We start from the raw sequence: 13,585 nt of genomic DNA on the forward strand, positions 1-13,585 counted from the left end.
TGGAATCGGTAGTAAGTTTAATGTCGTGGATTTTAGGAAGAATCGGACGATGGATTTCTCCGAGAAAAAAGCCACCGACCTTGAACGTTTTAACGAGCCTGTAGCGAACGGACAACTTAGCGCGCCAGCTCATCGCAACCATCCGATTAAAGCATTATGCTCGATAAAATAGACGCCTGCAATCAAGCCGGCAACGGGTAGTGCTATTCGCAAAAATGTGCCAAGCCATCCATAGCCATATGACTCGAGCGCACTGTCAGCTGTCGCAACTAATAATGTCGTGCCGGCAGCTATTAATAATCCTCCACTAAATAACATTGTTATCCTCTCCTTTTAACAAGTTGTTAATTTCGCATTAGATGAACAATTGAAAGGAATAAACTGAAGTAGCTTTGCTATGTTGAATCTTATGCAATAACTGCGGTAATATTGCGTGTCCCTACATAATTTATGACTAAGTAGCAGACGGCTTGTCTACAATTAGAAATATATCGTTCACAGTACAACCTAACTTTTTGCTTATTTTTAAGGCTACTTCTAACGAAGGTTGCGTACTGTTTCGTTCGTAACGATTATACTGGCCGTGACTAATTTCGAGATACGCTGCAAATTCTGTTTGATTCATTCGATGATCGTGGCGTAATTCTTTTAATCGATTGTGTATCGGCATAGGGCTCACCTCGCCTAATACATTCGCCAATACTTATTATGATACCTTTTTGGAGGACCTATAATGATTGAATACATTGTATTTTTCGGACTGCTTGCAATAGGATTATTAGCGTTTATCTTTTTTAAACCGCCCGCTCAGGTGTTAAATGAGATACAACAAGAAAGAATCAAATGCGAAAGCCACATTGAGGGTCGGCTATTTGAGGCACTAATTGATCACGGATTTATTGTAAATACTCAAGTGAAATGCGGAAGGTATAGAATCGATTTAACTCTACCTAATTATAAAATCGCAATTGAGTGTGACGGAAAAGCCTACCATTCATCACCCGCACAAAAAGCACATGACCGTAAAAAAGACAAATTCTTACGCAACAATGGGTGGACTGTATTGCGCTTTTCTGGTCGTCAAATAAACAGAGAGTTAGGGAAGGTCATTGAAAGGATTAACTCTAAAATTAATCCCCCAAACATCTAGGAGACAACAAACCCCTCATCGGACAAATTAATAACATACTGTTGTCTAGCTTTACGCTTAACAGCCCCAACAAAATACGCGATAGGCTTATTTAATTTACGACGCTTTGACTTAAGCGCATTAAACGATTCAATACCTATCTCGATTTTGTCCTCGGTTGTTAAGTTAGACATACGATACGTAATCGCATGAACAATTCTCCAATAAGACTCAATATCTCGTATACTATCAAAATGATAAGCTAAGTATTCGTAAAAGGCAGACGGAATCCAAGATGGCTTTATAGGCGCCGGTGTACGTACTTTAGTATTTTGATTATTTGTTTTAGAAGGGTTTTGTTTTAATGGTGTGACATTTTCTCGTTCTTCTTGTGTGACAATCGGCTGTATAACGATAGCATTTGACGTTTGTTGCATGTCTTTTGAACGCTTCATTTCGTGCTGACGTATAATGCCTAGAGTTTCTAAACGTTTACACACGCGGATAATTGTACGCCTAGATTTACTGATCAACTCACCGATTTTATTTTTGCATAGGAAACTAACGCCTTTATATTTTGCGCTAAATCGATGCAATATATCTAGAACGGCAATTTCTGTTTTATTTAACTCGTAGTTTTCTTTGTATTTACGAACGCTCTGATTAAGCTGTTCGAGTGTTTCGAAGGTTGCGAGCGTTTCGAATGCAGCTTCCGAAGCAATGATATCTATTGATTTCTTCCGTTTCATCGGGTTTCCCTTCCGCGCAAACCCTGTTTTTAAGCATACTTGAATAAGCGTTGACTATAACGCTTTTTTTCGATATACTTAATTTATCGTTTATAATTCAGGGCGTTAGGTTGTTGGTAGCAACCTGCGCTATTTTTTTTTTGTTCAAAATCTTCTTTTTAAGCGATTGATTGGCGAATAATCATCGTGACTACGACGCATTTCTTCTGTATCCATCTGTATATAACGTCGCATTGTACGTATATCAGCCCAGCCTCCAATTTTCTGTAAAGTAAACGCGTCACATCCGTTAAGTATCATATTTTTCGCCCAAGTATGGCGATAGACGTGTGCGGTTACCTTTTTATCAGTAATGCCTGCCTTCTCTGCGTAATATTTCAGCCTTTTATTAAATTGGTTCTGACCTAATGGCTCGCCGTAGCATGATAAGAATACGCGATCAGTCTTGAAATGGGCTACGTTCTCATTGATTAATTGCAATAGCATCTTTACAACATGCGTTGATATCGGTACTAAGCGAGGCTTACGGTTCTTATTTCTATCACCTGTTAGCGCAATGAATCGCGTTTTAAAGTCGATATCGCCAGCTCTTAGGTCTATCAATTCATTTGCGCGTAAACCCGAATCTAATAGCAAGTTTATCGCTACGGCGTCTCTATAACCCACATAGTCGCGCATATTAGGTTGACGCAATATTTCTTTCACTTCTTCATTCGTTAAACAGTTCGTCAAGTCAATGTCCTGCCGAATCAGCTTAATTCTTTCAATCGGATTAACTTCGATTAGCTCCTCGCGTTGAAGATAATTAAATATCGCCCGTAATGTACGCAAATTGATATTAATAGTAGTATCAGATAAGCCGATTTCTTGTTTATTTGCGTCAATGTACTTATGGCCGTCGTACTTCCGTTTATCGTATTTCATGAAGTTTATGTAGTTGCGGAATACCTCGGCATTTAGCTCATCGACATTTTTGACCTCATAATTGTCATTCAGCCAATCGATAAAATACCCCCACATTTTCGTATAATCTCGTACTGTCCTATCGCGCACACCTTCCGCACGCTTGCCAGAAACAACTATATCTATTGCTTGCTCGAAAGTTAATTGCGGAAAATTCTTCGTATCTTGCGAAAGTTTATTGATGCGATTTCGTTTCTTTAACGCCAAAACAAAAACGACCTCCCCTAACGATTTTTTTCATCGCTAAGAAAGGTCGTTATTATTAATCCTAAATCGCCCAAACAAGGGTTGTTTCCACGTCGTCAACTAATGCATATGTGCGGATTTACCGAGGCAATCGGCAACCCTGCGCATCAGTTATCGTTTAGATTACCGAGATAATATCCCGGCATCAAAATCGACTATACCGCCTAGCACTCTTCTGGCGTACCAACCTTTGTTGCGGTTCTAAAAGAAGATCCACAGCCGCAATTGGCAATCGCATTTGGGTTGTCGATAGTGAAACCGCCACCCATCATGGATTCTTTATAGTCTATTTTTGTCCCTTGTAGAATCGGTGCATCTTCTTTACTTACAACGATTTCAAGGCCATGTAATTCAAAAGGAATGTCGTCTTCTTCTACTTCTTGAGCAAAGCCCATTCCGTAAGATAATCCGCTACAGCCACCGCCCTTTACTGCTACACGTAATTTGGCGTTCTCTTCTTCATTTTGTTTCATCATTTCTTTAATGTGAAGGGCTGCCGCTTCTGTAATCTCAACAACTTGATTCATCATAATCCCTCCAAGTTTATATTATAGGCTTAGTATATACTTCTTTACAGTGTTTCACAAATTTACTGCCTTCATTAACGTACCTATACCTTATTATATGGCAACAAAAGAGTAAAGGAACATTATTCTTCATCTAAATGTTGATAAATGTTATAAACCAATTCCTCCGCATTTTCCCCATGAATGATGTCATTGTCAACTAAAGCGAATAATAAATGCCGGCACTTTCCACAATATCCTAAACAGCCATATTCAATGACATCTAAATCATAATCTTTTTTTAACTTTGCAAAGGCATGGTGAGAACCATTGGCCATATTTGTTATACAAAATTCTACAACAATCTTCCTCATAATATTAACTCCTTATTCGCTTCCTTTTCCTTCTTTTGAAGAAACTATAAATATCAGAATATTTTTACTCCGTCTTATCTGCATAAGTTTCCTTTTGTTTTCTGTTGTGATTTAGAGATAATTTCGTTATACTTTTTATGGGATTATGCAATATGGATGGTTATATTTATTTTTTTAAGATAATTTGGACACTTATGTTTTTTCCATTGTATCAGATTATCTTCTTGTATGAGAACGGACAAAATAAAGGGGATATCAGCAAATGAAAAATCTTGTTATTCTTGGGGGAGGATACGGCGGAATGCGAGTGCTTGCTCGTCTTTTACCGAATCAACTGCCGGATGATGTTTCGATTACTCTCGTCGACCGGGTACCTTATCATTGTTTAAAAACAGAATACTATGCACTTGCCGCTGGAACGATTTCCGATCAACATGTACGTGTTGCTTTTCCAGAACACCCTCGCTTGAACATTCAATATGGAGATATTACAAAAATTGACACAAAAGAAAAGATGGTCCATTTAAACGATCAACAGCCCATTTCATATGACGATCTTATTGTTGGGCTTGGTTGTGAAGATAAATACCATAATGTTCCTGGGGCAGATGTATATACTCACAGTATTCAATCTATTGCCAAGTCACGAAAAACATATGAAACGCTGAATAATTTGCCAGCGGGTGCCATTGTTTCGATTGTTGGTGCTGGTCTCAGTGGTATCGAGTTAGCATCTGAACTAAATGAAAGCAGACCTGATTTAACGGTCAAGTTGTTTGATCGGGGGAATCGCATCTTATCTGCCTTCCCAGAGAGACTAAGTAAATATGTACAAAACTGGTTTAACTCTCGAAGCGTACAAGTCATTAACAACTCTAATATCACTAAAGTCGAAGAAGGCGCTCTATACAATCATGATGAGCGGATTGAAAGTGATGTCGTTGTATGGACTGCAGGTATTCAGCCGACACATGTTGTACGTGCGATGGATGTTGAAAAAGACAAACAGGGTAGAGTCGTATTAACCAAGTATCACAATATCCCTGATGACGAGCATGTATATGTAGTAGGTGACTGCGCAAGCCTTCCTCATGCACCAAGTGCGCAACTAGCTGAAGGACAAGCAGAACAAATTGTACAAGTCCTTTTAAAACGTTGGAAAAATGAAGAACTACCCGAAACCCTTCCTGTGATAAAACTAAAAGGAATCATGGGTTCACTAGGTAAAAAACATGGCTTTGGTTTAGTTGCCGAACGTCCAATTACAGGACGAGTAGCACGTCTTATTAAATCAGGCATTCTTTGGATGTATAAATATCATAACGGTTAATCAAACTCTTGATTATCTACAGTTTTATAATTTATTGATTTAAGAGGGTTTTTCAATCCTTTTAAATACAGAAGTACAATTTCTTTTAAGAGATTGTACTTTTTTGTTGGGTTTTTGTTGGGTTTTTATATCCCACTACCAATCTCCTTCAAAACTTTCAACAGCACCGGCATAATTTGTATAAGCACATATCCAAGTGCACCATGTAAGTGTCTCGAATACCACAGTGGAAGAATTATGGGGAGAAAGTGTTGAAGGAGGCAAAAATTAAGACAGCTATTTTACGAGGCGATCTTATTTACCTTTAATGTTCTTGGTCTCCCCCGGCTTACATAGCCATTCTCGTCCATTTTATTTAGGTTTTCGCTTATAGTTGAGGAAGATGCAATACCAACCATAGTTCCTATCTCTCTAAATGAGGGTGGATAATGATTTATTGCAACGTATTTTCCAATGTTTCTAACACTTCTTTGTCTAGAGGTTAAATCCCAGAAAAAACCTAAAAAGATCAACTTTAAACAGTGTCCTTAAATTTAAATGATTCGTTTTTTGAAACTTTATTAATATACAACAGAAATGGAGACAACTTCTCATTCTTAGGTATGTATTTTTCAATAATCCAAAGTATCATTTTAGAAAATAAAAGAAATGCAATATAACCTATTATAACTCCAAAAAGATTGGCTAAAACATCATTAATATCTATAATTCTATAAGCATATCCAATAATAAAAGAAATAATAAGTTGAGCTGTTTCTATTAATAACGTAAATAATAAACCACAACCAACGATTGTTTTAAAGTTCATTTTCCTCTTTACATAAGGTAACCCAAAACCAAATGGCACAGTCAAAAGAATGTTTAATAATGTTTGTTCTATGTATTGATAATTAAAGGGTATAAGATTTATATTACTCGCTATAGTGGTAGTTTCTTTCATTTCCTCTGCAAATGATGTTCCAACTATTATAGGAAAAAGCGTAAATTTAACAACATTTATAATGTAAAAAAAGAAAATTGAAAAGAAAAAAAGGTACATTTTAGATTTATTAAGTCTAACCCTTAATGCAGCCAATATTGCTCCTAAAAAACCAAAACCTATTAAGTATGATAATAAGTCAAAATCTATTAACATATGACTCTCCTTATAAAATAGAGAGCAATAAAAATATATTACTCTCCATCAATTATTAATAGGTACTTTTAAATGTACCTGATCCCATTAAATCCCAATAATCATCCGCCGTCCTACTGAAATATAGATAATATTGTTCTGTGGGTTGACCACTAGCTGATATAATGATTGATTTCTCGATACCTAATGTTTTAGATGGTGTAGCAAAAAAACCAGCAACACGAGTATCCGGACCGGCGCAATTGTAGTCTGATCGTCCACCTTCAACCCATTTCACCAATAATAACTGCACAAATTGAATTTTGGCGTACATCTATTCCAATTTTATCCGGAGATAGCTCGGCAAAAGTTACATAATTCCCTCTGAAATCATCGTTATTTTACTTATAAGTTTTTAAATCAATTTTTCTATACAGGTGACCAATGCTTTTGGTGGATAAGATTCAAGCATGCGACTATATCCGATAGCTACTTGATCACCACTAACAATCCCCTCTAGAAGAAGCGGTGACTCTATATGTAATAATACAATTTGGTATTTTGCTTGTAATTCATCCATATCTAAATGGATGTCTTTGGCATGGAAATTTCCATCTTCTATTAAAATTTTTTCTTCTATATAAATATGTCCTACCAGTTCACTCTTTTTTTCACAAGATGATGTATACAGTTCCATAGCTTTTACAGCGATTTGAGGAATTTTTGTTTGAGATATCTCACTATAGCTTACTTTCACTTTATCGCCGTTCTTTATACCCCCTGGAAGCTGAGATGCTTTATATGATAGATAGTAGATAATGTCGTACTTTTCTTTTAAATGATTTACATCAAGATTAAGGTCTGCCTGTTGAAAATCTTCATCACCAATTAACATATGCTTATCTAATAGAAGATACCCTATTTGTGATCTTTCTCCATATTCAGAAGAAGCGGAGGACAAATGCATATAAACGAAAGAATTCAATCCCATAAGCAACAAAAACATGACAATAAAACCTTTCATTCCGTTTCTCCTTTTTTACTTTTTTTCTATCACTTTTAAAAATTAGACTCATTTAGCTTTCAAAAGTTTCAACCAATAAGGGTCATTTCATAAAATATCCTTTTATCAATAGGTATTCTCTTCAGGACAAGATTAAGTATCACCACAGTATTCTCCTGCTATAATGGTTGTTTTTTTACATAAAAACCAAATTCTTTTATAATGATATGAATTTTTACAAAAATAACAGTTTTCTTACTCTTTTACTTTCTATTTTCTTATATAGACTTGCCCTTTATAATGGCAAAGAAGCGCTTACAAAATAGTTAGGTTATATTCAAAATATTTCCTAAATAGAAGGAAGGGAGAAAATATAAATGAAGAAAAAGAGAAAAGGTTACTTGCAGCGTTCATTAGATAGTGTTGAAACAATTGGTAACAAATTGCCTCATCCCGTCACTTTATTCGCAATATTGTCATTAATTGTTTTGCTATTATCTGCTGGTCTATCACAACTAGGAATTAGTGTAGAGCATCCGGGCGAAGAAGGAAAAATGGTTGAAATTACTAACCTTTTAAGTGCAGAAGGTATCCAATATATATTTTCTAGTATGACAGATAACTTTATTGGGTTTGCCCCTCTGGGTGTCGTTTTAGTGACGATGTTAGGAATAGGTATTGCTGAGCGCTCGGGACTCATTAGTGCCTTATTACGTGGGTTTGTCTTATCAGTACCTAAGAGATTTATTACACTAGGATTAGTATTCGCAGGAATCATGTCTAGTGTCGCTTCCGATGCAGGGTATGTTGTATTACCGCCACTTGGTGCACTTCTTTTTGCAGCAGTAGGTAGACATCCATTGGCAGGATTAGCTGCAGCCTTTGCCGGGGTATCAGGAGGATTTAGTGCAAACCTTTTACTTTCAGGTACAGATGCATTATTAGGGGAGCTAACCATTGCAGGTGCTGCAATTATAGATCCTGTCTATGCAGAAGGTATGAGCATTGCCATGAATTATTGGTTCATTATTGTTTCTGTGTTTTTATTGACAGTTATAGGAGCATGGGTAACAGAAAAAATTGTTGAGCCACGACTTGGGGAATATAAAGGCGACTACAGGGAAAAAGTTGAAAAGTTAACAGCTATCGAAAAGAAGGGGTTAATCTGGTCAAGTGTTTCAATTGTAGTAGGAGTTATTTTAGCAGCATTACTCGTTTTACCAGAAGGCGCTCCAATGCGTGGTACTGGTGACCAACCAATTATCTCCTCTCCATTCATGAGTTCTTTAGTACCAATCATTGCGATTCTTTTCTTTATTCCAGGTTTAGTATATGGCATGGTTACTAGAGAAATTAAAAATGACAAAGATGTGGCAAATCAACTCTCTGATACAATGGCGTCAATGGGAATGTTTATTGTACTAGCTTTTACAGCGGGACAATTTGTCGCTTACTTTAATGAATCTAATATAGGATTAGTTCTAGGGGTTTATGGTGCTGAATTCTTACAAAACATTAACCTCACAGGCATTCCATTAATTATCGTCTTTATTCTTATTGCTGCATTTATTAACATATTTATCGGCAGTGCTTCTGCAAAGTGGGCAATGATGGCTCCGGTATTTGTTCCAATTATGATGCAATTAGGTTATTCACCTGAACTTACTCAGATGGCCTATAGAATTGCAGATTCATCAACAAATATCATTTCTCCGTTGATGACGTATTTTGCCATTATTATTGCTTTTGCACAGAAATATGATAAAAAGATGGGAATTGGTACGCTTGTATCAACAATGATTCCTTATTCAATGTTCTTCTTAGTCGGATGGACACTTATGTTGATTGTGTGGATGTTACTTGGTATAGAGCTTGGACCAGGTGCACCGATTATGTATGAATAAATGCTTTTTTAACAAAAAATGCAACCTCTATCTCATTCATCTGAGGTCAGAGGTTGCATTTTTTTCACTTACACCGCTGTAAATCCGTATTTCTCCATCTCCGCATAAATCACTTTCAACCTAGGATTACCTTCTCCAACAATTTGATCTTTGATTTTAACTACGGGATAAAACATATCTTCTTCAATTACACGAGAGGCGAAAGCTTTTTTTTCTTCATCTAATGGTGGGTTGAATATATCGACATATGATACTTTAAATTTTTGGTTTTCAAACTTTCTTGCCAGTGCCGCTTCAAGCCATTCGTATGTCTCTTTAGATGACGGTAAATTCACACAGCTTGCACATAGAACATCTGCTCCATATACAATAATCTCTAATTGGTCAGCCATGAAATGCTTCCCCCTTTTTCAATAAAAAAAATAATTTCACTCTTCATTCTATTTTACAATATAGTATAATAAGAGACATAAGTAAATGTTTCCTTATCATAGATTTTTATGGTTATCTTGATTATAATATAGATATGAAAGGAGTCGATTTTAAATGGCAGAACAAGCAGAAATGACAGGTCAAGTCCAAGAAGTACTAGATAAATTAAGACCGTTCCTTCTTCGTGATGGAGGAGATTGTGAATTAGTAGATGTAGAAGACGGGATTGTAAAATTACGTCTTTTAGGCGCATGTGGTAGTTGCCCAAGTTCTACAATTACTCTTAAAGCAGGTATTGAACGTGCTCTTTTAGAAGAAGTTCCTGGTGTTGTGGAAGTAGAACAAGTTTTCTAATGCCTACTTAATTAAAAAAGCGATGTCACATGACATCGCTTTTTATTTTTGAACTATTTTCTTTATAAATACGACTACCGATTAAATCCATTTGCAATGGAACTACTTTCATTCCATGCAAACCTGCACTCAAGAGCGTTGCCAGTTTTTGTCCTTCCCCATCACGTGCTAAGCATAATATAGTCGGTCCTGCGCCACTTAGTGCTACACCAAGTGCTCCATTCGCCATTGCAACTTTTTCTACTCCTTCAAGCTCTGGTACAATTTCTTTACGATAAGGTTGATGATAAAGATCTTTCATCATCATTTTACCTGCTTGTTCATAATCCCCACTAATAAGTGAAGCAATAAATACATTGCCAATTGCCCCTGCGTGAACAGCATGTTTATAAGAAAGTTCCGTTGGCAATACTTGGCGCGATTTCTTCGTTAATAATTCAGATGTTGGGATACAAACGACAAAATCAACTTGAAGGTGGTATAGTGATAAAGCGTCTACACCATCATCTGCTTGACTACCGATTAGCAATCCTCCAAGTAGGGAAGCACCGACATTATCGGGATGTCCTTCTAATTCAGTTGCCCATTCGAGCTTTTGTTGTTTTGTTAATCGTAAATCACATAATGTATCAGCAAGTTCGATTCCAGCCACAATCGCTGCCGCACTTGAACCTAACCCTCTAGCAATGGGGATATCACTGCTCACCGTTAATCGACAAGGTGGGCAATCCTGATTGTATTTCTTCGCTGTTTGCATAGCCACTTGAATAATGTAATTCTGCTCATCTGTTGGAAATGTCATCAATCCTTCTGAAAGAGGAATGACTTCCCATTGATCATGGGTTGTTACCTCAAGTCGCAAATACAAATTGAGGGCCAAACCAATGGAATCAAACCCTGGCCCTAAATTTGCTGTACTAGCAGGTACTTCAATGACTAGCACTTCACCTGCCATCATACGTGGACAACTCCCTTTATATGCGCTGCCACAGCTTGCTCATCATTTGGCAATTTCACAGGTTGAACAGGACTCGCATCAATCGCCGTATTCGGATCTTTCAATCCATTTCCAGTTAAAACTGCTACTACTTTTGTTTGATGCTTAATTTCTCCATTACGTAATTGCTTATATACACCTGCAAGAGAGGCACATGATGCCGGTTCAGCAAAAATCCCCTCTGATGAAGCTAATTTTCTATACATACAAAGAATCTCTTCGTCACTGACTTCATCAATTTTCCCTTGCGATTCTTTCGCTGCATTCACAGCTAAATCCCAGCTTGCTGGATTACCGATACGGATAGCTGTAGCAACTGTTTCAGGGTTTTCAAAAACACGATTATGAACAATAGCTGCTGCACCCTCTGCTTCAAATCCATGCATTTTTGGTAGGCCTGTTTGTTTAGCTTGATGATATTCTTTAAACCCTTTCCAGTAAGCGCTAATATTGCCCGCGTTTCCAACTGGTAAGGCAAGAATATCTGGCGCCATCCCACCTAACTGATCACAAATTTCAAATGCTGCTGTTTTTTGTCCCTCAAGACGATAAGGGTTTACAGAGTTTACCAATGTAACGGCTTCTGTTTCACTAATTTTTCTAACCATTGATAAAGCTTGATCAAAATTCCCTTCAATTGAAACCACTTCTGCCCCGTACATGACTGCCTGTGCTAATTTTCCCATAGCGATTTTTCCTTCAGGAATCACGACAATACATCTTAGACCAGATCTCGCTGCATAGGCTGCTGCTGCTGCTGAAGTATTACCTGTAGATGCACAAATAATTGCTTCACTTCCAGCTTCTTTCGCTTTAGCTACAGCCATAACCATACCGCGGTCTTTAAATGAACCTGTTGGGTTTGCTCCTTCTGTTTTCACATATAAATCAATTCCCCAATCTCTTGAAAGGTTATCTAACCGAATTAAAGGAGTGTTGCCTTCATTTAGTGTAAGCATCGGAGTATTTTCAGTTATTGGTAAAAATTCTTTATATGATTGTAATAAGCCTTCCCATCTCATCATTTGGCTCCTCCTTCTACACGATACGAACTTTTAATCTCTTTTACTGCCTCTAAGTCTCTTAAATGAAGCATAATATTTTCATAGTCTTCTAACGATGCTTGGTGTGTAACCACTACAATTTCAGCTAGTTCTTTCTCTTTGACAGGTACTTGTAGAATCTTCTCGAAACTCACACCTCTTTGCGAGAAAATATTTGTGATATTAGCGAAAACACCGACTTCATCACTTACATGTAAGCGCAGGAAGTATTTGGCGAAAATTTCATTATCGTTTTTTAATTTCTTCTCAAACTGTGGAACTGCCGCACTTCTTCCATTAACTCCTAATCTCATATTCTTCATGACTGCAACCAAGTCTGAAACAACAGCTGTTGCTGTAGGTAAGCTTCCCGCTCCTGGACCATAAAACATTGTTTCACCCACTGCCTCACCATACACATATACGGCGTTATATTCATCTTGCACACCCGCAAGTGGATGGGTTTCTGCTAACATCGTCGGTTGTACACTCACTTCTACTTTTTCGCCTTCTCGGTGAGCGATCCCAATTAATTTCATTGAATAGCCGAGTTGCTTCGCATATTGTAAATCTTCTTCCGTGATTTCCGTAATCCCGTTAACCTTCACATCATCTAAATCAATATTCATAGAGAAGCCTAATGTTGATAGAATGGCCATTTTTCTAGCTGCATCTAATCCTTCTACATCAGCAGTAGGGTCACTTTCTGCATAACCAAGTGCTTGTGCCTCTTTTAGAACCTCTTCGTAAGCACTGCCCTCTTTACTCATTTTTGTCAAAATAAAGTTTGTCGTGCCGTTCACAATGCCCATCATTTTCGTAATGCGGTCAGATGCTAAACCATCTACTAGCCCTCTTAAAATAGGAATACCACCAGCTACACTTGCTTCATAAAATAAGTCACATTGATTTTCCGAAGCAGATTGTAATAATTCCGGCCCATAAACCGCCATTAAATCCTTATTAGCTGTCACAATATGCTTATGATGATTGATTGCTTCTTGGAGATAATCCTTCGTTTTCTCCAGTCCACCCATCACTTCGATGACTACATCTATATTATCGTTCTTTAAGATATCATCAGGGTTCGCTGTAAGTAGCTCTGGGTTTATTTCTACCTCTCGCTTTTTATCTAACTCTCTCACCAGAATTTTACTCACCTTTACCGGGCATCCAATTTGATGCATAAGCTTATCCTGGTTTCTTTCAATGATTTTTACTACACCTGAACCTACTGTGCCCAAACCTAATAAACCGATCGAGATTGCTTCCATTTCCGTTCCCCCTCAGATTGTTCTTATAGAAAGTACATTTGTATTTGTATAGTAGACATTATAGACCTGTTTCTTGTCTTTGACAATAGGAGAAAGTAGTTTTTTCTATTTTTCTATTAACGCTTTATCTTATAAATTTATAGCATCCGACTCTTGAAAATAAAAAA

18 protein-coding genes are annotated in these 13,585 nt (G+C 37.2%); 4 read left to right on the forward strand and 14 right to left on the reverse strand.

Features of this window, described 5'->3' with window-relative positions:
* Positions 1-129: 129 nt before the first annotated feature.
* Together LCM23_RS17230 and LCM23_RS17235 are read right to left on the reverse strand one after the other, a co-directional pair.
* Positions 130-318 carry a hypothetical protein gene (locus LCM23_RS17230; RefSeq protein WP_224938058.1) on the reverse strand — a complete coding sequence of 63 codons (189 nt, stop codon included), beginning with the start codon at positions 316-318 and terminating at the stop codon, positions 130-132.
* A gap of 136 nt (positions 319-454) precedes the next feature.
* A complete protein-coding gene (locus LCM23_RS17235; RefSeq protein WP_224938059.1) occupies positions 455-670 on the reverse strand; it encodes a helix-turn-helix transcriptional regulator in 216 nt (71 codons plus the stop codon).
* A gap of 63 nt (positions 671-733) precedes the next feature.
* On the opposite strand from LCM23_RS17235, the gene LCM23_RS17240 reads away from it, so the two are divergent.
* The gene (locus LCM23_RS17240; RefSeq protein ID WP_224938060.1) at positions 734-1,150 is read left to right on the forward strand and encodes an endonuclease domain-containing protein; all 417 of its coding nucleotides are present in this window, start codon (positions 734-736) and stop codon (positions 1,148-1,150) included.
* On the opposite strand, the gene LCM23_RS17245 is transcribed toward LCM23_RS17240, so the two are convergent.
* From LCM23_RS17245 to LCM23_RS17260, 4 genes are all read right to left on the reverse strand, one after another.
* Positions 1,147-1,878 (reverse strand): helix-turn-helix domain-containing protein, encoded by a 732-nt coding sequence (locus tag LCM23_RS17245; protein ID WP_224938061.1) that lies wholly within the window; start codon positions 1,876-1,878, stop codon positions 1,147-1,149. The two genes, LCM23_RS17240 and LCM23_RS17245, sit on opposite strands and share 4 nt — an antisense overlap.
* 144 nt (positions 1,879-2,022) lie before the next feature.
* Complete coding sequence (locus LCM23_RS17250) at positions 2,023-3,048, reverse strand: tyrosine-type recombinase/integrase (protein ID WP_224938062.1); 1,026 nt, start codon at positions 3,046-3,048, stop codon at positions 2,023-2,025.
* Positions 3,049-3,251: 203 nt separating this feature from the next.
* On the reverse strand, positions 3,252-3,614 hold the full coding sequence (locus LCM23_RS17255) for a HesB/IscA family protein (protein WP_191817221.1): 363 nt from the start codon (positions 3,612-3,614) through the stop codon (positions 3,252-3,254).
* Between the two features lie 122 nt (positions 3,615-3,736).
* Positions 3,737-3,967, reverse strand: coding sequence for a DUF1450 domain-containing protein (locus tag LCM23_RS17260; protein WP_224938063.1), 231 nt, complete (start codon positions 3,965-3,967; stop codon positions 3,737-3,739).
* A 262-nt stretch (positions 3,968-4,229) separates the two neighbouring features.
* Between LCM23_RS17260 and LCM23_RS17265 the strand changes: the two genes are divergently transcribed.
* Positions 4,230-5,297, forward strand: coding sequence for an NAD(P)/FAD-dependent oxidoreductase (locus LCM23_RS17265; protein WP_095372031.1), 1,068 nt, complete (start codon positions 4,230-4,232; stop codon positions 5,295-5,297).
* Between the two features lie 281 nt (positions 5,298-5,578).
* Here the strand turns inward: LCM23_RS17265 and LCM23_RS26220 are convergent, their stop codons facing one another.
* The 4 genes from LCM23_RS26220 to LCM23_RS17285 form a co-directional block, all read right to left on the reverse strand.
* Complete coding sequence (locus LCM23_RS26220) at positions 5,579-5,809, reverse strand: LexA family protein (protein ID WP_224938064.1); 231 nt, start codon at positions 5,807-5,809, stop codon at positions 5,579-5,581.
* A gap of 2 nt (positions 5,810-5,811) precedes the next feature.
* Positions 5,812-6,432, reverse strand: coding sequence for a VanZ family protein (locus LCM23_RS17275; protein WP_224938065.1), 621 nt, complete (start codon positions 6,430-6,432; stop codon positions 5,812-5,814).
* A 55-nt stretch (positions 6,433-6,487) separates the two neighbouring features.
* On the reverse strand, positions 6,488-6,709 hold the full coding sequence (locus LCM23_RS17280; protein ID WP_224938066.1) for a hypothetical protein: 222 nt from the start codon (positions 6,707-6,709) through the stop codon (positions 6,488-6,490).
* A gap of 117 nt (positions 6,710-6,826) precedes the next feature.
* Positions 6,827-7,435 (reverse strand): hypothetical protein, encoded by a 609-nt coding sequence (locus tag LCM23_RS17285; RefSeq protein WP_224938067.1) that lies wholly within the window; start codon positions 7,433-7,435, stop codon positions 6,827-6,829.
* Positions 7,436-7,791: 356 nt separating this feature from the next.
* On the opposite strand from LCM23_RS17285, the gene LCM23_RS17290 reads away from it, so the two are divergent.
* Complete coding sequence (locus LCM23_RS17290) at positions 7,792-9,318, forward strand: AbgT family transporter (RefSeq protein WP_224938068.1); 1,527 nt, start codon at positions 7,792-7,794, stop codon at positions 9,316-9,318.
* A gap of 68 nt (positions 9,319-9,386) precedes the next feature.
* On the opposite strand, the gene LCM23_RS17295 is transcribed toward LCM23_RS17290, so the two are convergent.
* Positions 9,387-9,710 carry a YuzD family protein gene (locus tag LCM23_RS17295; RefSeq protein ID WP_095372025.1) on the reverse strand — a complete coding sequence of 108 codons (324 nt, stop codon included), beginning with the start codon at positions 9,708-9,710 and terminating at the stop codon, positions 9,387-9,389.
* A gap of 154 nt (positions 9,711-9,864) precedes the next feature.
* On the opposite strand from LCM23_RS17295, the gene LCM23_RS17300 reads away from it, so the two are divergent.
* Positions 9,865-10,104 carry a NifU family protein gene (locus tag LCM23_RS17300; protein WP_095372024.1) on the forward strand — a complete coding sequence of 80 codons (240 nt, stop codon included), beginning with the start codon at positions 9,865-9,867 and terminating at the stop codon, positions 10,102-10,104.
* Between the two features lie 25 nt (positions 10,105-10,129).
* On the opposite strand, the gene thrB is transcribed toward LCM23_RS17300, so the two are convergent.
* Genes thrB through LCM23_RS17315 form a run of 3 tightly spaced genes read right to left on the reverse strand, consistent with a single transcriptional unit; the run spans position 10,130 to position 13,418 of the window.
* Positions 10,130-11,062 carry a homoserine kinase gene (thrB, locus tag LCM23_RS17305; RefSeq protein WP_224938069.1) on the reverse strand — a complete coding sequence of 311 codons (933 nt, stop codon included), beginning with the start codon at positions 11,060-11,062 and terminating at the stop codon, positions 10,130-10,132.
* Positions 11,059-12,123 carry a threonine synthase gene (thrC, locus tag LCM23_RS17310; protein WP_224938118.1) on the reverse strand — a complete coding sequence of 355 codons (1,065 nt, stop codon included), beginning with the start codon at positions 12,121-12,123 and terminating at the stop codon, positions 11,059-11,061. The genes thrB and thrC overlap by 4 nt, the downstream gene beginning before the upstream one ends.
* Complete coding sequence (locus LCM23_RS17315; RefSeq protein ID WP_224938070.1) at positions 12,123-13,418, reverse strand: homoserine dehydrogenase; 1,296 nt, start codon at positions 13,416-13,418, stop codon at positions 12,123-12,125. The genes thrC and LCM23_RS17315 overlap by 1 nt, the downstream gene beginning before the upstream one ends.
* Positions 13,419-13,585: the final 167 nt, after the last annotated feature.

The organism is Cytobacillus kochii (assembly GCF_020171845.1).
Lineage (GTDB): Bacteria > Bacillota > Bacilli > Bacillales > Cytobacillaceae > Cytobacillus > Cytobacillus kochii.